The sequence below is a fragment of the Haemophilus sp. CCUG 60358 genome, from assembly GCF_001679485.1.
Lineage (GTDB): Bacteria > Pseudomonadota > Gammaproteobacteria > Enterobacterales > Pasteurellaceae > Haemophilus_D.
Window position 1 is genome coordinate 186389 of record NZ_LZOZ01000001.1, and the last position, 22811, is coordinate 209199.

The following is a 22811-nucleotide window of genomic DNA, read 5'->3' on the forward strand; positions in this document are numbered from 1 at the left end:
TTGAAAATGATTACGTTACCTTCAGAAATTGCAACATCTGCCGGAATGTTTGTTTTTGCCATTGTGCAAGCCTTGATTTTACTTGCCCTTGCACCGTTATTTTCCGGTATTTCACGTATGATCCGTGCCCGCATTCAATCTCGTCGCGGTCCAGGCGTGTTACAAGATTATCGCGACATTGCGAAATTAATGAAACGTCAAAATATTTGGCCTGACAATGCGGGTTGGGTTTCTAAAGTGATGCCTTATGTGCTAATTAGCACCGTGATGGTAGTTGCCATGAGCTTACCTTTATTTACTCGTGTTGCACCGTTTGGCGCAGGCAGTGATTTAATCACCGTGATTTACTTATTCGCCTTGTTCCGTTTCTTCTTTTCAATTGCGGGGTTGGATTCAAACAGCACATTCTCAAGTTTAGGGGCAAGTCGTGAAGTCACATTAGGTGTCTTGGTAGAACCAATTCTCATGTTGGCATTCCTTGTGATTGCTTTAATTGCCGGTTCAACCAATTTTGCAGTTATCGGTAATGCGCTTTCCGAAAACACATGGCAATATCCAATTGCGACAGTGATTGCAATCGCAGCAGCATTCTTCGCTGTGTTTATTGAAATGGGTAAAATTCCATTCGATTTGGCAGAAGCAGAACAAGAATTACAAGAAGGTCCATTGACTGAATACTCTGGTCCAGCACTCGCCTTATTAAAAGTCGGCTTAAGCTTAAAATCCATGGTTGTAGCATCTATCTTTGTGAGCGTGTTGCTTCCGTTTGGTATCCCGACAGAGATGAGCTTAAGTGCGGTCATTTTAGGCGGTGTTTTATTCTTCGTGAAATTATTCGTGGTGTTCGTATTGGCTTGTGTCTTTGAAAATACACTCTCTCGTACCCGCTTTATGTTAACAGGACGTTTAACCGTAGTCGGCTTCGGCATTTCTGTGTTAGCGTTTGTATTTTACTTCACAGGGTTGTAAGGAGGACAAATATGGAACGTTTAGCTCTGATTACAATCATTTTACCTTTTGTAGGGGCGTTTATTGTTGGTTTGAACAAAAAACACTTTGCTCAAATTGCCACTGTATTTGCAGCGCTTGCTACGTTAGGCACCATGTTAGTTGCCGGGCAATGGTTTGCTGATGGCCATCAAAGCGTCACTTATGACATTGTCGCTTTTGATAAAACGGCAATCTTTGGCGTGACTCTTGATGCAGTCAGTACATTAATTGCCTTTGCCGTTGTGGCCTTAGGTTTCTTAATCTGCTTATATTCTTGTGGTTACTTAACCGATAAAAACCGCGAACATCCACATAACGGGTTACCACGTTTTTATGCATTCTTGCTGATTTTTATCGGTGCCATGGCAGGCTTGGTATATTCTTCAACTTTAGCAGGACAATTATTGTTCTTCGAAATTACCGGGGGATGTTCTTGGGCATTAATCAGTTATTACCAAACGCCAAAAGCCCAAGCCGCCGCGATGAAAGCCTTGATTATCACCCACGTGGGGGCAATCGGGTTATATATTGCCGCAGCGTATTTGTTCAGCCAATCAGGTACTTTCTCTATCACAGCGTTAGAACATTTAGATCCGAGTGCGAAAACAATCGTATTATTCGGTGTAATGTTTGCTGCATGGGGTAAATCAGCGCAATTACCAATGCAAATTTGGTTGCCGAATGCGATGGAAGCACCAACACCGGTGAGTGCGTATTTGCACGCCGCATCAATGGTAAAAGTTGGGGTCTATATTTTCGCTCGCTCTGTTATATCTGCTGGTGAGATTCCACATATTGTGGGTGAAGTCGGCATCATCATGGCGATGATTACCTTAATTTATGGCTTCTTGATGTACTTGCCACAAACTGACTTAAAACGTTTATTGGCATATTCAACCATTACCCAACTTTCTTATATTTTCATTGGGATTTCTCTTGCTGCATTAGGCTCTAAATTGGCCTTTGTGGCAGCGATTAGCTACATCTTTAACCATGCTTTCGCGAAAAGCTTATTCTTCTTGGTTGCTGGTTCGTTAAGCTATGCAACAGGAACCCGTTCTATGCCATTACTACAAGGCATTATGCGTACAATGCCAGTTGTTGGTGTAGGATTCGGCGTAGCCGCGTTAGCGATTGCTGGGGTGCCGCCGTTTAACGGATTCTTCAGTAAATATCCTTTATTCGCGGCCGGATTTGAATTAGGCCAAGAATATGGCTGGATCACTTGGTTGATGGTGCTTGCTTTAGTTGAATCTACCGCGACATTTGTATGGTTGTTGTATAAATTCGGTCAATGTGTCATCGGTAAACCGTCAGAAGCTGTTGCTGAAGCACAACCAATTACGTTTTCAATGAGTATCGTATTAGTAATTCTCATGGTGATGTCTGTATGCTCTAGCTTTATTGCAGCATATTGGCTAGGTTTGGCGGGTTAGGTTAAGGAGGACTCTATGTTAATGATAAATGGACTTGCGTGTTTACTCATTATTACCTCTCTTTGCGTAATTATGGTTCGAACCGCCAAAAAAGCTGCATTGTTTTACGGTTTGCAATCATTGGTGTTGGTATTACTCTTTGTATATCTTGCTAATGAAATGCAAGCCCATGAACTTTACATGTGGTCAATCAGCGCATTTATTACCAAAGTGGTTTTGGTGCCCGCGATTTTAATCTATGCGATGAAAAAAGTTGATGAAAGTCAAACTCCAGCTGGAATAAATGTCGCTTGGTTGATCCCGATCACAGCAATGATAGTGACATTGTGCTACTTTGTCGTTGTCCCAATCGATTTGCCGTTGGTTGCCCATCTTAAACCGGCATTATCAGTGTCATTAAGTCACTTCTTATTAGGTTTAGTGTGCATTGTTAGCCAACGCAATATCGTAAAACAAGTATTCGGTTATTGTTTGATGGAAAACGGTTCTCATCTCACATTAGCCTTATTGGCAAATAAAGCACCTGAGTTAGTGGAAATCGGAATTGCCACAGATGCTATCTTTGCCGTCATCATAATGGTGGTGTTGGTAAACAAAATTTACCGTACATTCCATTCATTAGATGCAAAACAACTTATGAGTTTGAAGGGGTAACGCTATGTATGAACAATGGATAATTGCGTTATTAATCGCACCTTTAGCAATATCACTTGCCAGTTTCGCTTGTGGCGTGACAAAAGCACGGACAATTTGTACCGCACTTCATGTTACAGGTTTGATTTTGATGTTGGCATTCACCTTACAAATTATTAATGGTGTGCTGACTCAGGGAGAAATCAGTGCATTACATAACTGGGTTTACATCGATAGTCTATCTGCTATTTTCTTAGGTCTTATCGCTATTGTTGGGACTTTAGCCGGTATTTATTCTATCGGCTATATCGGTACTGAATATCGAGAAGGCCATCTTGATTTGAAAACATATTGCAATTATTACGGCTTTTTGCATTTGTTTTTCTTCACTATGATTATTTCTGTAATCACCAATAATGTGATTTTGATGTGGGCAGCCATTGAGGCAACTACATTAAGTTCTGTGTTCTTGGTTGGCACATATAAACAAAAAACTTCTCTTGAAGCCGCATGGAAATACATCATTATTTGTTCAGTTGGGGTGGCGTTTGGATTGTATGGCACAATTTTAACGTTCTCTAATGGTACCAATCTTTTAGCGGATCCTAGCCAAGCCATTTTCTGGACAGAAATTAATCAACAGGCAGCGGGTTTGAATCCGATGCTTATGTATCTTGCTTTTGCCTTCATTTTGGTTGGCTTTGGTACTAAGTGCGGTCTATTTCCAATGCATACTTGGTTATCTGATGCGCACAGTGAGGCACCAAGTCCTGTGAGTGCGATTTTATCGGCAGTATTATTGAACTGTGCCATGTTGGTGGTATTGCGCTACTACATCTTAGTTTCTAAAGCAGTTGGTCCAACTTACCCTCAAACCTTATTATTGGTATTCGGTTTACTTTCTGTATTGGTTGCGGCCTTGTTTATTATCGTTCAATTCGACATCAAACGCTTATTGGCATACTCCAGTATTGAAAACATGGGTTTAATTAGCTTCGCTTTTGGTTTAGGTGGCCCAATAGGCGTATTTGCTGGGTTATTACATACCATTAACCATAGCTTAGCGAAAACCTTGCTGTTCTGTGCTTCAGGTAACATTTTATTGAAATACAAAACCCGTGATATGAACCAAGTACGTGGTTTATGGCGTGTGGCACCAATGACGGCGGTGTTATTTGCCGGTGGTGCATTAGCACTAGGTGGTATTCCACCATTTAACGTGTTCGTCAGTGAATTCAGTATTGCTGTTGCCGGTATTTACGCAGGTAAAACTTGGTTAATGGTGTTCTGTTTAATTTTACTCACTATCGTGTTAGCTGGATTGTCTTTAATGGTATTAAAAACCGTATTAGGTAAACAACCGGATAATGTTGAAGTGGGGGATGTGAACAAAGTTTCACTCGTGGCGATGGCAATTTTATTGTTATTCATGTTTATTATGGGTATTCATATTGCCGAACCAATTTTGCAGTTATTAAAAAGTGCGGTCGGAATTGTACTCGGATCTGAACAAGTGTCTTTTGGTGAAATGTTAGTTTTACCTTGGCAAAGTTTAGCGCAATGATCGACAGGAGGGATAAATATATGGAATTAACTAAAAATACATCAGTCGATCCAGCCAAAATGATTGGCAAAAATTACATTGAAGCAGTCAATGCAAAATTTCCAAATACTATTTTGGATGAGGAGTGGTCAACACCAAATCAGGTTACGCTTACCGTTAAAACTAATATGTTACCTGACGTGGTTGAATACCTTTATTATCAACATGAAGGTTGGTTACCTTTAGTATTCGGGAATGATGAGCGTTCAATTCATGGTAACTATGCAGTGTACTACGTGCTTTCCATGGAAGGGGAAGTGAAAACTTTTATCACCATTAAAGCCTTGGTCGATCCTGTGAGCTTAGAATTTCCGTCTGTGACACCAAAAGTCAAAGCGGCAGTTTGGGGTGAACGTGAATTATTCGACATGTATGGTTTGAAAGCCGTTGGTTTACCTGACCAACGCCGCTTAGTGTTGCCAGATGATTGGCCGGACGATCTTTATCCATTACGTAAAGACTCCATGGACTATCGTTTACGTCCTGATCCGACAACTGCGACAGAAACATACGAATTTATTAACGAAAAAGGCGAGGCACGTATCGTTCCACTTGGCCCGTTACATATCACTTCGGATGAACCTGGACACTTCCGTTTGTTCGTGGATGGGGAAGACATCATTGATGCGGATTATCGTTTGTTCTATGTACACCGTGGTATGGAAAAATTGGCAGAAACTCGCATGGATTACGACCAAGTCAACTTCCTTGCCGACCGTGTGTGTGGGATTTGCGGTTTCACTCACAGTGTGGCCTATGCTAATTCCGTAGAAAGCGCTTTGGGGATTCAAATTCCAAAACGTGCTGAATGGATCCGTGCGATTTTGTTAGAAGTAGAACGTTTACACAGCCACTTATTAAACTTAGGTCTATCTAGCCACTTTACCGGCTTTGATACCGGCTTTATGCAATTCTTCCGTGTTCGTGAGAAATCCATGACCTTGGCTGAAGTGCTAACTGGTGCACGTAAAACCTATGGTATTAACCTTATCGGTGGTGTGCGTCGCGATATGTTGAAACATCAACGTGAGCAATGTATCAAACTTATCGGTGAAATGCGTGAAGAACTCAAAACCTTAACCGATATTTTATTAAATACACCGAATATGGAACAACGTACGGTAGGCGTTGGTGTCTTGGCAAAAGATATCGCTCGTGACTTTAGTCCGGTAGGACCAATGATCCGTGGTTCTGGCTTTGCGCGTGATGTACGTAAAGTACATCCATTCTCCGGTTATGGCGATATCCCTTTCAATCTCTTCACTGAAGCCAATGGCGACGTGTTATCCCGTGTGAAAGTGCGGATTAATGAAGTATTTGAATCCATGAATATCATTGATTACATGGTGGATAATTTGCCAAGTGGTGAAATCTTAAAAGAAGGTTTTAATTATACGCCTGGACGTTTTGCTTTAGGGATTACCGAAGCTCCACGTGGCGAAGATATTCACTGGTCAATGCTAGGCGACAACCAAAAACTTTTCCGTTGGCGTTGTCGTGCTGCCACTTATGCTAACTGGCCAACCTTACGCTACATGTTGCGTGGCAATACAGTGTCTGATGCACCACTTATTATTGGTAGTCTTGACCCTTGCTATTCTTGTACCGACCGTGTCACTGTGGTGGATGTGCGTAAACGCAAAGCGAAAACCGTGGATTATAAAGAAATTGAACGCTACGGTATTGAACGTAAAAATTCACCATTGAAATAGGGGAGGCGGAAAATGTTTAAATTACTAAAAACGGTATTTAAAGCAGGTGATGTTACCACCAAATATCCGTTCAAACCTTATGAAGTAGATGATGATTTTAGAGGAAAACCGGAACTCAATTCAGATCAATGTATTGTCTGTGCGGCTTGTACAATTGCCTGTCCAGCCAATGCGTTGACCATGAGAACCGACCCAGTTACAGGTGAACGTACATGGTCGTTATTTCTTGGTCGTTGTATTTTCTGTGGTCGTTGTGAAGAGGTTTGTCCAACCAAAGCTATTCGCTTGTCACAAGATTTTGAACTCTCAGTGACCAATAAACAGGATCTTTTCCAAGAAACCACCTTTGCTACAGTAACTTGTCAGGAATGTGGTAAACCGTTTATTTCTTATAAAGAATTGAATTACACCATTGATTTATTCAAACAAACTTTGGATAAACCTGAATTAGTGAAACAAAAATTGGCGGAGTTGCATACTTGTCCGGTTTGTAAACGTCAGCACAGCTTAGAAAAAACCGCGAATATGGAATCCAATATGCGGATGAAATTAATCGACTTTAAAGAGCCGGTTCGCTTAAATTTTAAAAAAGCGCTCGAGCAACGAGAACAAAGTGCGGTTGATTTACCTAACGTTTTAGCAGGAGGCGAAAGACGATGAACACACAAATTCCAATGCCGGTCAATGGCATATCAACACCGTTTAGTATTGATGAAAATATTGCCAAAATGAAACAAACGTTACTGAAAGATATTCAACGTTCAGCTTACGTTTATCGTGTGGACTGTGGCGGTTGTAATGGGTGTGAAATCGAAATTTTCAGTACCATTACGCCAACATTCGATGCGGAACGTTTTGGTATTAAAGTGGTGGCTTCACCTCGTCACGCGGACATTTTATTATTCACTGGTGCGGTTACCCGTGCGATGCGTACGCCAGCAATGCGTGCTTACCAAGCTGCTCCCGATCCTAAAATCTGTATTTCTTACGGTGCTTGCGGTTGTGGTGGCGGTATTTTCCATGATCTTTATTGTGTTTGGGGTGGTAGTGATCAAATCGTACCAATCGATGTGTACATCCCTGGCTGTCCTCCGACCCCAGCAGCGACAATTTATGGATTCGCGGTAGCACTTGGCTTGCTTGATCAAAAGCTCAAAGGTAAACAAGAAAAAGCTGATCCTAACGCAGAAGCTAAATTACGTTTCCCAACTATTCCGTTGGATTTGCGTATTAGTCTTGAACGTGAAGCACGTCGTCTTGCCGGTTATCGTCAAGGTGGCAACATCGCTAACCAATTTATGGCAATGATGACAGAAAATGACAAAGTGCCATTTGGTGTACGTTTAGGTGAATACCTAGAACGCGAAGCCGATCCGCGTTTAAGCGAAATCGTCAATCGTTTGCATGCGATTAGTCTGCCGTTTTCGGGATAATTAATGATGGGGCAAGTGATTGCCCCTATAAAAATGGGAATGTTATGACAACGAAAGTCTTTTTCTATTTATTAAACGAACGTTTCGTCGAAAACGATGAACAGGTGCCAGAGCAAGCAAAACAGGTGATGTATTACTCTTTGGCGATTGGTCACCATGTGGGCGTAATTGATTGCTTTAAAAAATTATTGATTTGCGACTATGATGACTATCAACGATTTGTCGAGAGTTTTCCGGAAGGAGATGCGAAACGTAAATTTGCGGGTTTAATGCGATTCGGTGAAATTGTGATCGATTCAAGCCATGTCAATTTATTGGCGAAAGCGATGGACGAAAACAAAGCTAATTTCACACCACAACATCAAGAGTGGGTCGAAATTTTAATGGATACGCTGGCGTCTATTCAGCGTGAACCTGTGATGTATATTATGGTGAAACGTCGTGACGAATAATGTGATCTTAACCGTTGGCAACAGCATGATGGGGGATGACGGTGCGGGCCCTTATTTCTATCAGCTATTGAATGAAAATCCATTGCCAAATTGGACCGCACTTGACGGCGGCTCAGCACCGGAAAATATTGCACATATTGTGCGAGACATGAAACCCGATTTGCTTTTAATTTTCGATGCGGCTGATATGGAATTAGCTCCGGGCAAAATCCGAATCATTGAAAAAGAGAGCATTGCTGAAATGTTTTTCATGAGTACGCATAATATGCCACTCAATTACCTCATTGAACAACTGGAACAAGATATTAAACAAATTGTTTTCGTGGGGCTTCAACCCGATCTGGTTTCCTTTGGTTTTCCAATGACAGAAAGCGTAAAAGAGTCTGTGCAATTTATGTATGATTTTTTAAAAGAGGGAAGATCGCTTGAAGAGATTCCTGTTTTGTAAAAAAGTGAGGGTGATTTTCTAAACATATTTTAAAAATATTACGAAAACCTGTTTTATATCAATAAATCCATGTTTTTTATAAGACTATAAACTGATTTTAGGTGTAATATATACCTAGAATTAATTAATCTAATTCTGTTCTCTAACCTCGTGTTGTATCTAAAATAAGGACGTTACTATGGCTATTAAAAAAGTAATTACCGTATGTCCGTATTGTGCCTCAGGTTGTAAAATCCATCTTTTGGTGGAAAACAACAAAATTGTGGGAGCTGAAGGTGCAAACGGCAAGACAAACGAAGGGGAGCTATGCCTAAAAGGATATTATGGCTGGGATTTTGTGCATGATACAAAAATCCTGACTCCTCGCCTGACTCAACCGATGATCCGCTACAAACGTGGCGAACCATTCACACCAGTGAGCTGGGAAGAAGCGATTTCTTACACAGCAAGACGTCTCAGTGAAATCAAAGAAAAGTACGGTAACGAATCGATTATGGTAACGGGCTCTTCCCGTGGACCAGGTAACGAAGTGAACTTCGTGATGCAAAAATTCGCCCGTGCGGTATTAGGAAATAACAACATTGACTGTTGTGCGCGCGTGTGACACGGCCCTTCTGTAACAGGTCTGCTCAAATCGGTCGGTAACGGCGCAATGTCCAACTCAATTGTTGAGATTGAAGATACCAAATGCGTATTTATTTTTGGCTATAATGCCTCCACTTCACACCCTATTGTGGCGCGTCGGATTAACCACGCCAAAGCAAAAGGGGCGAAAATCATTGTTTGTGACCCTCGTAAAATCGAAACAGCCCGTATCGCGGATATTTATGCACCGCTTGCTAACGGGTCTAACGTCGCATTCTTGAATGCGATGATGAATGTGATTTTAGAAGAAGGATTACAAGATCAAAAATTTATTGATGAACACACCGAAAACTTCGATGCGTTCTATGAAACCGTGAAAGCTTATACACCGGAATCCACTCAGCATATCACAGGTATTAAACCTGAAATGTTGCGTGAAATTGCCCGCACTTATGCAAAAGCGGAAACCGCTACTATCTTATGGGGTATGGGCGTTTGCCAATTCCGTCAAGGTGTAGAAACCGTACGTGCATTAGCAAGCTTGGCAATGCTTACCGGTAACTTAGGTAAACCAAATGTTGGGGTGAACCCAGTACGTGGTCAAAACAACGTACAAGGCGCGTGCGACATGGGGGCGTTATTCAACACATTACCTGGCTATCAAAGTTTTGCTAATCCAGAGATTAATGCAAAATTTGCGAAAGCTTGGGGCGTGCCATCTATTCCAACCAAACCTGGTGTGCCGTTGAGTGAAGTGCCTGAAGCGATCATGGAGGATAAAATTAAAGCATTCTATATCATGGGTGAAGATACATTACAAACTGAGCCTGATATTAATGCTGTTAAAAAAGCCTTCGAGAAAGTTGAGCTTCTTATCGTTCAAGATATCTTCATGACTCAAACCGCAGCAGAAGCAGATATTTTATTACCTGCGACGTCTTGTGCTGAACATGAAGGGGTGTATAGTGCCGCCGACCGTGGTTTCCAACGTTTCTATAAAGCGGTTGAACCAACCGGCGATGTCAAGGATGACTGGGTGATCATTAGCGAAATTGCTACGGCAATGGGTTACCCAATGCACTATAACAATACCAAAGAAATTTGGGATGAGTTACGTGATCTTTGTCCGCTTTATAAAGGGGCAACTTACGAAAAAATGGAAGGTATGGGCTATATCCAATGGCCATGTACTGACGAAGGTCCTGAAGATCAAGGTACGCAATATTTGTATAAAGGCCAAATCTTCGACCGTCCGAACGGCAAAGCTGAATTCTTTGCTTGCGACTGGGAACCACCGATGGAAGATCTTTCAGAAGAATTCCCATTGGTACTTTCTACCGTACGTGAAGTGGGTCACTACTCCTGCCGTTCTATGACCGGTAACTGCCGTGCACTTGCGGCACTTGCGGATGAACCAGGATTCGTACAAATGAACGATCAAGACGCCAAAGAATTAGGCATTAAAAACAACGACTTGGTTTGGATTGCATCATCACGCGGCAAAGTGATTTCTCGCGCAGATGTCAGCACTCGTACCAACAAAGGCGCTTGTTATATGACTTATCAATGGTGGATCGGTAAATGTAACGAATTAACCGCTGAACATTTGAATCCGGGTTCTAGAACGCCGGAATATAAATACAGCGCGGTTCGTATTGATAAAATCGAAGACCAAGCCTGGGCTGAACGCTATGTGGTCACTGAATACGCGAAATTAAAAAATCGCTTAAAAGAAACCGCACTTGTGGCTTGATTAGCGTCATAAATGAATTACGGGCGAACTTAATGGTTCGCCCGTTTTTTATTGAATTATTTTCTCATGCATTATGAGCACATTTAGCCATCGTTGTCTGTGGCTAAAGACAAACAGGAATCGGCGAGCGTTTCACTAAAGCGTAAATCATGCGAGGCAATAAGCATCGGCAACTGTAATTCGCGTAAAAGTGCGGTCAGTTTGGCAATATTTTTTACATCCAGTCCGTTGGTCGGCTCATCCAACAACAACACTCTTGGTTGCATCGCTAGCACGCCTGCCAGTGCTGTAAAGTTCTGTTCTCCACCAGATAAGGTATTCACAGAGCGATCTTTTAATCCAACAATATTCAGACGTTCCAACTGCTGTAATGCAATTTGGTAGGCTTCATCTCTGTTCAATCCTTGATTAAGTGGACCAAAGGCCACATCATCAAGTACGGTTGGACCGAAAAGTTGATCGCCCGCATGCTGGAAACAGATACCAATCTTTCCACGTAGCGGTACAAAATCCTTTTCTTGATGGCATGTTCGATCGAACCAGCGAACCTCTCCATGTTGGTAAGGTATAAACCCTAATAGACAGTGTAATAGCGTCGATTTTCCACAACCAATATCGCCTTGTAAAAAAAGAAGATGACCTTCAGGGAGTTCAAAAGAAAGGTTATTAATAATCACACGTTGGTCGCGCATGATCTGTAATTGTTTGACTTCTAGGACGTTCATCAAGATTTATCCTGTGTTTTTTTCACATCATGTAGCTGAAAGCCACGTGCTTTTAGCGCCATTTCTGTTTTTTCTGCTTTAACGAGAGCATGAATTAATAATAATGCCACACGCTGTGAGGCAATGAATAAGGTTCTACCGTTAAGTTTTGGTTGATATCCGCGCGCGCGCATCGCCATATCCATCTTCTTATGTACATCACCAAGTACAGAAATATAACGCACGGTCAGAACAAATAGGTGAAGTAGTTTTTCAGGCAATGGTAAACGACACAGCGCTTGCAATAAAAGGCTCTCGTTCATATCAATTAACAAGAGGCGAGTTAAGCTTAAAATTAAATTGAAACGTAGCGTGATGAGTAGCGCGAGCTGAATACCCATTGGATTCAATGCTAAGCCTTGTTCAGTGATTTTCCAACTTAAGGTCAACCAAACAAGCAAAGTGAAGAAATTGAGTTTCAACCAATATTTGAAATAACCGGCAAGGGATTTTTGATAGCGAATTAGTGCAATAAGTAATCCGCCGAATACAACCAGATTAAGGATAATAAGCGTTGAAATATGTGTCATTGTGCTGGCGATAAGTCCACACAAAAACACATAAATTAATCGTAAGTGCGGTTGAAAAATAGCAAGAAAATTCATTTCACCACACTGAGCGCTGTTGGATACATTTTGTTTAACAATAAGACCACCCCGACGCTGACGATACTGTCGATAATAAATACGGGAATATGTGATATCACCAGTAGCATGATCAGATCGCTGTAGGCTTTACCGCCATCCAGTGCCAAGACAAGGGATGCGAGCAAGGCTGCACCACCAACACCGATTACACCAGCACCAATACCAGCTGCAATTTGAGTGCGACGGGAGTTGTCATTTTCAAGTCTTTTTGCAAATAGCCAATGTACAAAAAGGGCAGGTAATGCCATCACGCATAAATTGACGCCTAACACAGCAAACCCACCGAAGGAAAAGAGCAGGGCTTGTAATACCAATGCGATTAAAAAAGCAGGGAAAACAGCCCAGCCGAGAAACAGGCCAGCCATGCCGTTTAAGATGAGATGCACGCTGCCAATGCCTACCGGTACATGAATGGTACCCGCAACAAAAAAAGCAGCAGCAAACAATGCCGTTAATGGTAATTGCTGTGAATTAAGGCGTTTCAGACCGATCATTACACAGACTAATGCGACAGCCGCTCCACCAAGTAAGACTGGCGTATGCAGTACACCTTCCGATAAATGCATATTATCTTTCCTTAGATTGTGATGCACGCGTCATTTTTGATGCACGAACTAATGCCCATAAGCCAAAAATACCAACAATATAACCTATACCACCAATAATATCGTGCAAGTAAATTTTGTCTTTCAATTTGGAGATATCTTCGCGAACCAGCATCAATGCATTGTCGCTATTATTTGTGGTTTGAGCGGATACTCTGTTAGCAACAATTGAGGCTTTATGTCCTTCTTCACCTTCTATAACAACCTTAATGGCACCTTCGCTAGGGGGATTGATCGGATAGGAAAATTGCCCATCGCGATCCGTTTTGCCTTTCAACAGAGGGGAGTCCTGTCCAGATTGCAAAATTTCCATATAGGTTTCTGCCGCTGGGGTCATATCGGAATAATAGGCTTTACCAGAGACTGTGCGTCCATCATATTGTGCAAAAACATGCAAACTATGAGCCAATGCTGATGGTGCGCACAGCCAGGTGAAAAGTGCGGTTAAAAATACAACTCTTTTCATTACTTCGCATCAAAAGTCAGCATATATTCAACACTGCGTTCGGTATAGTCAGGGTTTTCTTTAACTGGCTCATCAAATTCAGCCCAAACTTTGTTATAACCCGCTTTAGGGGTGAATTGTGCGATACCTTTTTCATTGGTTAAATTGAATGGGTGATCTTCGCCTAAACCTACTTTGATGCCTTGCACTGCTTTACCTTTTACTAATACGAGAATATCGAGTGGTTGTCCCGCTTTCGGTTCACTTTGAGGGATTAATTCATAATCCATGTTGTGTGATTTATTCGCTTGCGCATCCCAGTGTAAAATGGCTTTACCGAATTTGATCGGATTAACACTGCGTACTGCTTCAGGCGCCTGTTGTTTGGTTTTTTCGACATATTTACCGCTCGGTAATTTTGACCAAACACCATTATCAAAGCGAATAAATGCGATGGCTGCATCAGGTGCAGCAAAGTATGCTTCGCCTTCCTTAAAGTTAATCTCAGCATTTTGTAATTGGCCTTTAGCATCGAGTAGGCGTACCACTTTTAATTTGCTTTGAGGATAGGTTTCAGTTTCCTCATGACCAAATTTAACCACATATTGCCCTTTTGCATCCTTAGCAGGCTCCAACCAAACATTATGTGCATTAGCGAGTGAAGCACTGAATAGTGCGGTAATAAATAATGCTGTTTTTTTCATGGAAGTTCTCCTTTTCTAACATGTGAATACTGTGATAAAGTATAAAATATGAAGTAACTTCAGAGTCAAGTGTAATTTTATAAAAATGAAAATTGGTCAACTAGCCAATATCGTTGGCTGTACGGTGGAAGCCGTACGTTTCTATGAAAAGCAAGGATTAATCGAACCCGCCAAGCGAACGAGCGGTAATTTCCGAGTTTATACGGAAGAGCATTTGAAGCAACTTTCTTTTATTTGTTATTGCCGCAGTTTGGATATTTCGCTAAAAGAAATCAAAATGTTGCTGAATCCTCAATGTGCCACTCAAGAGCAGGAACGAGAAATCAATGAGCTGCTAGATCGACATATTCGAGAAGTATCAAAACGGATCCATGAATTAGCTCACTTACGAATTCGCTTAATTCAGCTCAAAGGTAAATGTAGCCATTTTGAGCAAAACAATGATTTAATGAACACTTTATTGCAGCACAGTGGCATTAATTTTGTGCCGTTGAAATAAAGTATATGCCAACACAGGTGAATTATTGAAACTCAGAAAATGAATAGTAAAAAGAGCAGAATTAAAACATACTGCTTTTTATCCTAAGGAGAAAATCATGCACGAAATGTCCCTCTGTCAGAACATGATGGAAATTATTGAACAGCAACAGAAAAAACATGACATCCATGAAGTGACAGATATTTGGCTAGAAATTGGGGCACTGTCTTGTGTCGAGCAAAGTGCGGTAGAATTTTGCTTTGAAATTATGCGCAAAGATACTGTTGCTGAAAACTGTCAGTTACATTTTATTCATTTACCTGCGATTGCATGGTGCTGGCAATGTCAAAAGGAAGTTGAGATTGAAGCCTATCAAGATTGCTGTCCACATTGTCACAGTGTATGTTTACAACGTCGAAGTGGCACCGAATTTAGAGTGAAAGAAATTGCCGTAAAATAGCAAGACGTTTAAATTGGCAAATTTAACCTGATCTTTTGAATATAAAATACGCTAACTACTTGATAGTATGTATTTATCTCTCGTCAAAGAATATATTTAACATTGAGAATATGGTATTCTAATGCATGTGAATTACCATAGATTCTAAGTATTTACAGAATAAACGAAAAATTATTGAGGTGACTTATGTGTACAACCTGTGGCTGTGGCCATCCAGACCAAGTCAGAATCGGAGAATTACCGCATGTTCATAATGATTCCAATGCACAACATGCAACAAAACTACCTAATTTTTCTCACTCCTCATTCCGCATGCCAGACACGCCGCAACAAGAAGAAACGCAACAACGATTACTGAAAGTAGAACAAGATATTCTTGGCGCAAACAATCAATTAGCCGATATGAATCGTCGCTTTTTTGCCAATCAACACATTTTGGCACTTAATCTTGTCTCAAGTCCTGGCTCAGGTAAAACAACCTTGTTGACGACTACGCTAAACGCATTAAAAAATGACTATCCTTGTTATGTGATCGAGGGCGATCAGCAAACAGAGAACGATGCGGATCGTATTCGTCAAACTGGTGTGCCAGCGATTCAAGTTAATACGGGCAAAGGTTGTCACTTAGATGCACAAATGATTGGTAATGCATTGGTGAAATTGCAGCCACAGGAAAATAGTCTGATGTTTATTGAAAATGTCGGAAACCTAGTTTGTCCATCAGAATTTGATTTAGGTGAGCATGCTAAAGTGGTGATCTTATCTGTTACAGAAGGTGAAGATAAACCACTCAAATATCCACATATGTTTGCGGCTTCGAAGTTAATGATTTTAAACAAAGTAGATTTACTGCCGTACTTAAATTTTGATGTGGAAAAATGTATTGCTTATGCGAAACAAGTGAATCCAACAATTGAGGTTATCCAGTTGTCTTCTCAAAGTGGAGAAGGGTTACAGCAATGGCTAGACTGGTTAAAAGCGCAAGAACGATAGGAGCATCAAATGCAGTTTGTTGATGAATTTCGTGATCCTGAACTGGCTAAAAGTCTGTTGCAGCGGTTACAAAAAATAATGGAAAACCAACCGCTCTTTACGCCAGAAAATCCGTTATATCTGATGGAGGTCTGTGGAGGACATACTCATACCATTTTTAAATTTGGGCTGGATCGCTTATTACCAAAAAGTATTGAATTTATTCACGGTCCAGGCTGCCCGGTGTGTGTATTACCGATGGGACGAATTGATGTATGTATTGAGATTGCTCGTCGCCCAGAAGTAATTTTCTGCACTTTCGGTGATGCCATGCGAGTGCGTGGACGTTTAGGCTCATTATTAGAAGCTAAGGCACAGGGGGCTGATGTTCGAATCGTTTATTCACCGCTCGATGCATTGAATATCGCATCAAATAATCCTGATAAAAAAGTGGTATTCTTTTCACTTGGTTTTGAAACAACCATGCCAAGTGCCGCAATTACCTTGCAACAAGCGAAAAAACAGCAGGTAAAAAACTTTTTTGTGGTATGTCAAAATATCACTATCATCCCAACATTACACAGCTTATTGTCACAAGGACAAGTCAAAATTGACGGCTTTCTTGCACCAGGTCATGTAAGCATGGTGATTGGTTCTGAACCTTATCAGGAATTGTGTGATACCTACCATAAGCCTTTTGTAATCACTGGTTTTGAGCCTTTAGATATCCTACAAGCAATTTTAATGTTGGTGACACAGATTGTTGAAAAACGCTGTGAAGTGGAAAATCAGTATAAACGTATCGTACACCAACATGGCAATGAGTTAGCACAACAGGCAATCAGTGAAGTGTTCCGCTTGAAAGCCAGCAGCGAATGGCGAGGGTTGGGCGAAATTGCAGAATCTGGCGTAGAACTGACAGATGATTATCAATGCTTTGACGCAGAAGCGCATTTTGCTTGTCAGCCACATCAAGTTGCCGATGATCCTGATTCTCGCTGCGGTGATGTATTAATCGGCAAATGTAAGCCGGCGGATTGTCCATTATTTGCTAAAAAATGTAATCCTGACAATGCTTATGGTGCGTTGATGGTGTCTTCCGAAGGGGCATGTGCGGCCTATTATCAATATAGACGAGAATAAAACAATGACTGATTTTATTACGATGGCACACGGAAATGGCGGTGCCACAATGCAAGAGTTGATCCGCGATTATTTTGTCGAGGCATTTAATAACCCGATACTTTCACAAGGCGAAGATCAAGCTCGTATTGCGTTACAAGAAATGAATGCGTTGGGCGGAACATTAGCTTTTTCAACTGACAGCTTTGTGATTGATCCGATTTTTTTCCCAGGTGGAGATATTGGTAAACTCGCCGTGTGTGGTACCGCTAACGACGTAGCGGTATGCGGTGCTGTACCAAAATATTTATCCTGTGGCTTTATTTTGGAAGAAGGTTTACCACTAGAAACCTTAAAAAAATTGATTCAATCGATGGCAAAAGCCTGCCATTCAGCCGGTATTCAAGTGGTAACAGGTGATACCAAAGTGGTACAAAAAGGCGCGATAGATAAAGTGTTTATCAATACGGCAGGTATTGGTGTGATTCCAAACGGACTCGACTGGGGCGTGCATCGTATTCAGCCTGGCGATCAGATTATTGTGAGTGGTACTTTGGGTGATCATGGTGCAACCATTTTAAATTTACGCGAAAACCTCGGTATTCAAACAGATTTATGCAGTGATTGCGCCGTGCTTGCCCCGCTTATTGATTGCATTCGTCCGATTGAAGGGGTGAAAGCTGTACGCGATGCGACCCGTGGTGGTGTGAATGCGGTACTTCACGAATTTGCACAAGCACAGAAAGTGGGGATTCAAATTGATGAAACGGTATTACCAATTCGTCAGGAAGTACGCGGTATTTGTGAATTACTCGGTTTAGATGCATTGAATTTTGCTAATGAAGGCAAATTGGTGATTGTGGCAGACAAAGAAAAAACAGCTGAAATTCTGACCGCACTTCGTCGCCATCCATTAGGTGAAAATGCGGCTGTCATTGGCGAGGTAACGACTGATGGCAAAGTTCGTGCAGTTGGTCTTTTCGGTCAAAGTCGTTTATTAGACTTACCACGTAACGAACCTTTACCACGAATCTGTTAAGAAAAAACCGGTTTAATTTAAAATTAAACCGGTTTTAGTTTATAAATTGATATAGTGTGAGAAAGGTAGTTATTTTTTCCAAATAACGTGGAATTCACGATCTTCTTCTCGGTGTGAAATTAAGAATTTCGCAAACACATCATCCATTTCATCTTTCTCATTCACTAAACCCACCCACACTTCAGCAAAAGCCTCAGGATCGATTAACACCCCAATTTCTTGTTCCCAATCGTCTGCTGTTTCGACAAACTCAACCGCACCACGATCTTCAAATTGCAGATTGAATAGCATAATATCTGCGGGATCGAGATTTTCGCCCGCCATTTCTAAGAAAATATCATAAGCAAGATCAATCGCTGCATCGGGATCAAGTTTTTGAATATCAGTTGTCATTGGGTTTTCCTTTATCAAGTAAATTGTGCGTATGATACCGCAAGAAATAGAAAACAAAAAGTGATCTGCCCCCCAAAAGTTGGACAGGTTAGTTAACTTAAATATTGAGCTCGGTATTGCACTGGGCTCAATCCTCTTAAACCAAGTTTAATTCGTTTTTGGTTGTAATACACTAAATATTCTTCAATTTCAGCCTGTAATTCAGCAATTGAATGATAAGTTCGAGAGTAAAAGCACTCTGATTTTAATATTGCAAAAAAGCTTTCAATCACCGCATTATCGTAGCAATTTCCTCGGCGACTCATACTTTGAACCGCTTTACCTTCCAACATTTTCACCCATTCCGCCGTGCCATACAATACACCTTGGTCGCTATGAATACTCGGGCATTCTATCGGTTTAATTCGACTAAGTCCTTGTTCTAACATCTTTTTCACCAATGAAAATTTGGGGCGTGTTGAAAAGTTATAGGCAATAATTTCTCGGTTAGCCAAGTCCATTAACGGTGAAAAATAAAGCTTTTCTTGCCCAACCTGAAATTCCGTTACATCCGTTACCCATTTTTGATTGAGTGCCGTTGCTGTAAAATCACGATTCAGCAAATTCGGGGCAATATGCGATGTTTTTCCACGTTTTCCATGTCTTTTTTTGCGTAAAATGGAATGAATACCTAACTCGTTCATCAGCTTTAACACCGTTTTATGGTTCAAATTAAAACCCATTTGGCGTAATTTAAACGTCATGGGGCGATAACCATCTCGTTTTCTGTTCTTTTTATACAGCGATAAGATAGCCTCTTTTACCTCGTGATAATTTCGCTTAATCTCTTTATAGTAAAAGCTTGAGCGAGTCATTTTAGACACATGAAGTAAATCATTTAACGCGTGGTCCGGCTTCAATCTTTCAATGATTTTTCTTTTTTCTGTCGTTGTTTTTGACGGTCGAGCGCCTCCAACTCCTTTAGGTAAGCGATCTCCGCACGAGCCAAGGCGAGCTCTCGTTGTAACTTTTTAAACGCTTTAGGTGAAAAGTCTGTAGTTTCCGGAGTTTCAATGTCTTTCTTTTTCATCTTTGGCTTCACTATTTTCGGTGTTTGAAGGTTTGTGTGAGGCGATTTTACGCCATCAAGCCCTCTTTCCCGAAATGCTTTTAGCCAATAAATGACGAGAGCGTGGGAAATTTTATGAAGTTTAGCCACCTCACGGATACCATAATCCTGTTCGGTGACGAGTTTGATAATTTTCAAACGAAATTGATAAGAATAGGACATAATCTGCACCTCAAAATAGGTGTCCAGATTTTGGGGTGCAGATCAAAGTGCGGTCAAAAATCATCTCGTTTTTGACCGCACTTATTTTTAGTTGCCGTAACTAGCCCGTATTTCGCATACCTGCGGCAATACCTGTGATAGTAATCATCAGGGCTTGTTCTACATCAGGGCTTGGGTTTTCAGGCGATTCACGGAAACGACGAAGCAATTCCACTTGAAGGAGATTGAGCGGGTCCGTATAAACATTACGTAACGCAATAGAATCGGCGATCCATGGCAAGTCCGCCATTAATTCATCTTTGTGAGAAAGCGAAAGCACGGTTTTAATATCGGCATTCAGTTGGTTACGCAGATTTTCACCTAAGTACCAAAGCTCTTTTTTCACTAAGTTGTGATCATATTGCTCAGAAAGCCAAGTATCGGTTTTACTGAACACCATTTCTAACATACCCACACGAGTAGAGAAGAATGGCCACGCTTTACACATTTCTTCAATAATATGACCTTTGCCTTCATCTACAATTTTTTGAATTGCCGCACCCGCACCCAGCCATGCCGGTAGCATTAAGCGGTTTTGCATCCAAGCAAAAATCCATGGAATGGCACGTAAGCTTTCTACGCCACCATTTGGATTACGTTTTGCAGGACGAGAGCCGAGTGGTAGTTTAGACAGTTCTTGCTCTGGTGTGGCACTACGGAAATAAGGCACGAAGTCTTTATCACCACGAACAACACTACGGTAAATGTCACATGAAGTGCTAGAAAGCTCATCCATGACGGTACGCCATTCTGCTTTAGGTTCTGGTGGTGGAAGTAAGTTTGCTTCTAAAATTGCACTCGCGTAAAGATCAAAGGTTTCAACCGCAACTTCGGGTAAACCAAGTTTAAAGCGGATCATTTCCCCTTGCTCAGTCACACGTAAACCATTTTTGAGTGAGCGCGGAGGTTGAGAAAGTAATGCCGCATGTGCAGGCGCACCACCACGACCGATTGTACCACCACGACCATGGAATAAAGTGAGTTCAATACCCAGTTCTTCGGTTAAATTGACTAATGCTTCTTGTGCACGATATTGTGCCCATGATGCTGCCATCATGCCCGCATCTTTAGCAGAGTCAGAATAACCAATCATCACCATTTGATGATTGTTAATCACGCCACGATACCAACCAATATTAAACAATTGACGCATGACCCCTTCAGAAGCATCTAAGTCATCTAAGGTTTCAAAGAGTGGCACGACAGGAATGTGGTAAGGCACGCCCGCTTCTTTTAATAATAAATGTACGGCAAGCACGTCAGAGGCACTTCTTGCCATGGAAATAATATAGCAAGCAATCACGCCTTGTTTTTGTTGAGCAATGACTTTACAAGTCTCTAAAACTTCTTGGGTTTCAGCAGATGGCTCCCAATGGGTTGGAATTAATGGGCGACGAGAATTTAACTCACGCACCAAGAAAGATTGTTTTTCTGCTTCGCTCCATTGTGCATAATCGCCAATACCAAGATAACGGGTAATTTCAGCAATCGCATCTGTATGACGCGTACTTTCTTGACGGATATCCATTTGTGAAAGGGTAACCCCAAAACAGCGAATGCGGTGCAAAATATCCAATAAGGAACCATTGGCGATAATACGCATACCACATGCCATCAATGATTGATAGCAATCATAGAGCGGTTCCCAAAGTTGATTATCTTCCATAATGATATCCGCTTGGCTTACGCGTGGTGGACGATTAGCCATGCAATCATCAAAATAATCAAGGGTCGCGATAAGTTTTGCGCGAAGTTCTTTGACCACAAAGCGGTAAGGCTCTAAATGCTCACCATATTTTGCGGTAAATTCTGACGTGCATTTCACCATGGATAATTCATCGGCAAGGGATTTGATGTCATTTAAGAATAAATCCGCCGCTTTCCAACGAGCAAGATAGAGTACTTGTTGGGTGATTTTTGAAGTAACAAATGGGTTACCATCACGGTCACCGCCCATCCAAGAAGAAATTCTGACAGGACGTAAGCCTACTGGTAAATCGTAGCCTAAGAATTCACGAGCGTGTTCATTTAGTTGACGTAAGAATTCCGGTACTCCTTGCCATAGGCTATTTTCAATCATGGCATAGCCCCATTTTGTTTCATCGAATGGCGTCGGGCGAACGGTACGGATTTCATTGGTATGCCATGCTTCAGCAATTAAACGAAGTAGCAAGCGTTCAATAATGCCGCGTTCTTTAGGCGTCAAATCATCGTGCTCTAATTTGCTTAAGCATTTATTGATCTCAACGTGTTTGTGGATTAACGAACGTCGTGTGGTTTCGGTTGGGTGTGCGGTTAATACTAGCTCAATGAGCAAGTTTTCAACGGTTTTGTAAACTTCTTCTTTTGAAGTATTTAATGCTTTTAAGCGTTGGAATAAAGCACTTAATGAACGATTAGAAGATTGTAAATCTTTGTGTTGGCGAGAGACCGTTTGGTATTGTTCAGCGATATTCGTTAAATTAAGAAAATGGCTGAATGCTCGTGCAACAGGAATAATATTTTCATTTGAAATGGTGGAAAGGGTATCCAACAATGTTTTACGTGCTTGGCTATCACCCGCTCGAGATTGTTTGGACAATTGACGAACATTTTCAATTAAGGTGAGAATGTCTTCGCCTTGTGCATCATTAATGGTTTCTCCAAGAAAACGCCCTAGCATATTAATGTTATGGCGGAGAGTGCGATACTCATCAGTCATATGAACTCCGATAAAGAAAAAAATAAAACTAGGGGAGATATAACCAAAAATATGTATCGGGATCAAATGCTATACGTCAAAAACTTGCATTAAATCAAAAAAGGCTAAAATAAGTAAAAAATGACCG

General features: G+C 41.3%; 24 protein-coding genes. 15 read left to right on the plus strand and 9 right to left on the minus strand.

What is annotated here, in order from left to right:
- The first annotated feature begins 6 nt into the window (after window positions 1-6).
- From A9500_RS00840 to fdhF, 10 genes are all read left to right on the plus strand, one after another.
- Window positions 7-969, plus strand: coding sequence for a respiratory chain complex I subunit 1 family protein (locus A9500_RS00840; RefSeq protein WP_065243547.1), 963 nt, complete (start codon window positions 7-9; stop codon window positions 967-969).
- Window positions 970-980: 11 nt separating this feature from the next.
- Window positions 981-2426 (plus strand): hydrogenase 4 subunit D, encoded by a 1446-nt coding sequence (locus A9500_RS00845; protein WP_065243548.1) that lies wholly within the window; start codon window positions 981-983, stop codon window positions 2424-2426.
- 15 nt (window positions 2427-2441) lie between these two features.
- Window positions 2442-3080 carry a hydrogenase 4 membrane subunit gene (gene hyfE / locus A9500_RS00850; protein ID WP_065243549.1) on the plus strand — a complete coding sequence of 213 codons (639 nt, stop codon included), beginning with the start codon at window positions 2442-2444 and terminating at the stop codon, window positions 3078-3080.
- A 4-nt stretch (window positions 3081-3084) separates the two neighbouring features.
- A complete protein-coding gene (locus A9500_RS00855; RefSeq protein ID WP_065243550.1) occupies window positions 3085-4623 on the plus strand; it encodes a hydrogenase 4 subunit F in 1539 nt (512 codons plus the stop codon).
- Window positions 4624-4643: 20 nt separating this feature from the next.
- Entirely contained in the window at window positions 4644-6374 is a 1731-nt protein-coding gene (locus A9500_RS00860; protein WP_065243551.1) for an NADH-quinone oxidoreductase subunit C, read from the plus strand.
- A gap of 12 nt (window positions 6375-6386) precedes the next feature.
- Window positions 6387-7034 (plus strand): formate hydrogenlyase complex iron-sulfur subunit, encoded by a 648-nt coding sequence (locus A9500_RS00865; RefSeq protein WP_049367960.1) that lies wholly within the window; start codon window positions 6387-6389, stop codon window positions 7032-7034.
- The gene (locus A9500_RS00870; RefSeq protein WP_049365602.1) at window positions 7031-7807 is read left to right on the plus strand and encodes an NADH-quinone oxidoreductase subunit B family protein; all 777 of its coding nucleotides are present in this window, start codon (window positions 7031-7033) and stop codon (window positions 7805-7807) included. Before A9500_RS00865 ends, A9500_RS00870 begins: the two co-directional genes overlap by 4 nt.
- Window positions 7808-7851: 44 nt before the next feature.
- Complete coding sequence (locus A9500_RS00875; RefSeq protein WP_065243552.1) at window positions 7852-8259, plus strand: formate hydrogenlyase maturation HycH family protein; 408 nt, start codon at window positions 7852-7854, stop codon at window positions 8257-8259.
- Complete coding sequence (gene hycI, locus A9500_RS00880) at window positions 8249-8707, plus strand: hydrogenase maturation peptidase HycI (protein ID WP_083180192.1); 459 nt, start codon at window positions 8249-8251, stop codon at window positions 8705-8707. The genes A9500_RS00875 and hycI overlap by 11 nt, the downstream gene beginning before the upstream one ends.
- A gap of 184 nt (window positions 8708-8891) precedes the next feature.
- Entirely contained in the window at window positions 8892-11045 is a 2154-nt protein-coding gene (fdhF, locus tag A9500_RS00890; protein ID WP_083180200.1) for a formate dehydrogenase subunit alpha, read from the plus strand.
- 83 nt (window positions 11046-11128) lie between these two features.
- Here the strand turns inward: fdhF and A9500_RS00895 are convergent, their stop codons facing one another.
- The 5 genes from A9500_RS00895 to A9500_RS00915 are packed head-to-tail and all read right to left on the minus strand — an operon-like array spanning window position 11129 to window position 14210.
- A complete protein-coding gene (locus tag A9500_RS00895) occupies window positions 11129-11770 on the minus strand; it encodes an energy-coupling factor ABC transporter ATP-binding protein (RefSeq protein ID WP_065243554.1) in 642 nt (213 codons plus the stop codon).
- Window positions 11770-12414 carry an energy-coupling factor transporter transmembrane protein EcfT gene (locus A9500_RS00900; RefSeq protein WP_065243555.1) on the minus strand — a complete coding sequence of 215 codons (645 nt, stop codon included), beginning with the start codon at window positions 12412-12414 and terminating at the stop codon, window positions 11770-11772. Before A9500_RS00900 ends, A9500_RS00895 begins: the two co-directional genes overlap by 1 nt.
- Window positions 12411-13022 carry a cobalt transporter CbiM gene (gene cbiM / locus A9500_RS00905; protein WP_065243556.1) on the minus strand — a complete coding sequence of 204 codons (612 nt, stop codon included), beginning with the start codon at window positions 13020-13022 and terminating at the stop codon, window positions 12411-12413. Before cbiM ends, A9500_RS00900 begins: the two co-directional genes overlap by 4 nt.
- Window position 13023: 1 nt before the next feature.
- Window positions 13024-13527 (minus strand): hypothetical protein, encoded by a 504-nt coding sequence (locus A9500_RS00910; protein WP_065243557.1) that lies wholly within the window; start codon window positions 13525-13527, stop codon window positions 13024-13026.
- Window positions 13527-14210 (minus strand): DUF4198 domain-containing protein, encoded by a 684-nt coding sequence (locus A9500_RS00915; RefSeq protein WP_065243558.1) that lies wholly within the window; start codon window positions 14208-14210, stop codon window positions 13527-13529. The genes A9500_RS00910 and A9500_RS00915 overlap by 1 nt, the downstream gene beginning before the upstream one ends.
- An 85-nt stretch (window positions 14211-14295) precedes the next feature.
- Here A9500_RS00915 and A9500_RS00920 point away from each other — a divergent pair, with 85 nt between their 5' ends.
- The 5 genes from A9500_RS00920 (at window position 14296) to hypE (ending at window position 18281) form a co-directional block, all read left to right on the plus strand.
- Window positions 14296-14709 (plus strand): MerR family transcriptional regulator, encoded by a 414-nt coding sequence (locus A9500_RS00920; RefSeq protein ID WP_049357439.1) that lies wholly within the window; start codon window positions 14296-14298, stop codon window positions 14707-14709.
- A 97-nt stretch (window positions 14710-14806) separates the two neighbouring features.
- Complete coding sequence (gene hypA / locus A9500_RS00925) at window positions 14807-15148, plus strand: hydrogenase maturation nickel metallochaperone HypA (RefSeq protein ID WP_065243559.1); 342 nt, start codon at window positions 14807-14809, stop codon at window positions 15146-15148.
- 186 nt (window positions 15149-15334) lie between these two features.
- Window positions 15335-16141, plus strand: coding sequence for a hydrogenase nickel incorporation protein HypB (hypB, locus tag A9500_RS00930; RefSeq protein WP_065243560.1), 807 nt, complete (start codon window positions 15335-15337; stop codon window positions 16139-16141).
- Between the two features lie 9 nt (window positions 16142-16150).
- On the plus strand, window positions 16151-17263 hold the full coding sequence (hypD, locus tag A9500_RS00935) for a hydrogenase formation protein HypD (RefSeq protein WP_065243561.1): 1113 nt from the start codon (window positions 16151-16153) through the stop codon (window positions 17261-17263).
- 4 nt (window positions 17264-17267) lie between these two features.
- Window positions 17268-18281 carry a hydrogenase expression/formation protein HypE gene (gene hypE / locus A9500_RS00940; RefSeq protein WP_065243562.1) on the plus strand — a complete coding sequence of 338 codons (1014 nt, stop codon included), beginning with the start codon at window positions 17268-17270 and terminating at the stop codon, window positions 18279-18281.
- Window positions 18282-18350: 69 nt separating this feature from the next.
- On the opposite strand, the gene A9500_RS00945 is transcribed toward hypE, so the two are convergent.
- From A9500_RS00945 to ppc, 4 genes are all read right to left on the minus strand, one after another.
- Window positions 18351-18674, minus strand: coding sequence for an HI1450 family dsDNA-mimic protein (locus A9500_RS00945; RefSeq protein ID WP_005697650.1), 324 nt, complete (start codon window positions 18672-18674; stop codon window positions 18351-18353).
- Window positions 18675-18766: 92 nt separating this feature from the next.
- Window positions 18767-19573, minus strand: coding sequence for an IS3 family transposase (locus A9500_RS00950; protein WP_179854541.1), 807 nt, complete (start codon window positions 19571-19573; stop codon window positions 18767-18769).
- Entirely contained in the window at window positions 19570-19944 is a 375-nt protein-coding gene (locus A9500_RS00955; RefSeq protein ID WP_065243563.1) for a transposase, read from the minus strand. Before A9500_RS00955 ends, A9500_RS00950 begins: the two co-directional genes overlap by 4 nt.
- A 100-nt stretch (window positions 19945-20044) precedes the next feature.
- Complete coding sequence (gene ppc, locus A9500_RS00960) at window positions 20045-22684, minus strand: phosphoenolpyruvate carboxylase (protein WP_065243564.1); 2640 nt, start codon at window positions 22682-22684, stop codon at window positions 20045-20047.
- Window positions 22685-22811 lie beyond the last annotated feature (127 nt).

Coding starts and splice junctions, on each gene's coding strand:
- A9500_RS00915 (WP_065243558.1), bottom strand. CDS start 14,210: ATGAAAAAAACAGCATTATTTATTACCGCACTATTCAGTGCTTCACTC.
- A9500_RS00840 (WP_065243547.1), top strand. CDS start 7: ATGATTACGTTACCTTCAGAAATTGCAACATCTGCCGGAATGTTTGTT.
- A9500_RS00865 (WP_049367960.1), top strand. CDS start 6,387: ATGTTTAAATTACTAAAAACGGTATTTAAAGCAGGTGATGTTACCACC.
- A9500_RS00860 (WP_065243551.1), top strand. CDS start 4,644: ATGGAATTAACTAAAAATACATCAGTCGATCCAGCCAAAATGATTGGC.
- hypD (WP_065243561.1), top strand. CDS start 16,151: ATGCAGTTTGTTGATGAATTTCGTGATCCTGAACTGGCTAAAAGTCTG.
- A9500_RS00920 (WP_049357439.1), top strand. CDS start 14,296: ATGAAAATTGGTCAACTAGCCAATATCGTTGGCTGTACGGTGGAAGCC.
- A9500_RS00895 (WP_065243554.1), bottom strand. CDS start 11,770: ATGAACGTCCTAGAAGTCAAACAATTACAGATCATGCGCGACCAACGT.
- hypB (WP_065243560.1), top strand. CDS start 15,335: ATGTGTACAACCTGTGGCTGTGGCCATCCAGACCAAGTCAGAATCGGA.
- A9500_RS00875 (WP_065243552.1), top strand. CDS start 7,852: ATGACAACGAAAGTCTTTTTCTATTTATTAAACGAACGTTTCGTCGAA.
- A9500_RS00870 (WP_049365602.1), top strand. CDS start 7,031: ATGAACACACAAATTCCAATGCCGGTCAATGGCATATCAACACCGTTT.
- A9500_RS00900 (WP_065243555.1), bottom strand. CDS start 12,414: ATGAATTTTCTTGCTATTTTTCAACCGCACTTACGATTAATTTATGTG.
- hypE (WP_065243562.1), top strand. CDS start 17,268: ATGACTGATTTTATTACGATGGCACACGGAAATGGCGGTGCCACAATG.
- cbiM (WP_065243556.1), bottom strand. CDS start 13,022: ATGCATTTATCGGAAGGTGTACTGCATACGCCAGTCTTACTTGGTGGA.
- A9500_RS00855 (WP_065243550.1), top strand. CDS start 3,085: ATGTATGAACAATGGATAATTGCGTTATTAATCGCACCTTTAGCAATA.
- A9500_RS00955 (WP_065243563.1), bottom strand. CDS start 19,944: ATGTCCTATTCTTATCAATTTCGTTTGAAAATTATCAAACTCGTCACC.
- ppc (WP_065243564.1), bottom strand. CDS start 22,684: ATGACTGATGAGTATCGCACTCTCCGCCATAACATTAATATGCTAGGG.
- hypA (WP_065243559.1), top strand. CDS start 14,807: ATGCACGAAATGTCCCTCTGTCAGAACATGATGGAAATTATTGAACAG.
- hyfE (WP_065243549.1), top strand. CDS start 2,442: ATGTTAATGATAAATGGACTTGCGTGTTTACTCATTATTACCTCTCTT.
- A9500_RS00845 (WP_065243548.1), top strand. CDS start 981: ATGGAACGTTTAGCTCTGATTACAATCATTTTACCTTTTGTAGGGGCG.
- A9500_RS00910 (WP_065243557.1), bottom strand. CDS start 13,527: ATGAAAAGAGTTGTATTTTTAACCGCACTTTTCACCTGGCTGTGCGCA.
- A9500_RS00945 (WP_005697650.1), bottom strand. CDS start 18,674: ATGACAACTGATATTCAAAAACTTGATCCCGATGCAGCGATTGATCTT.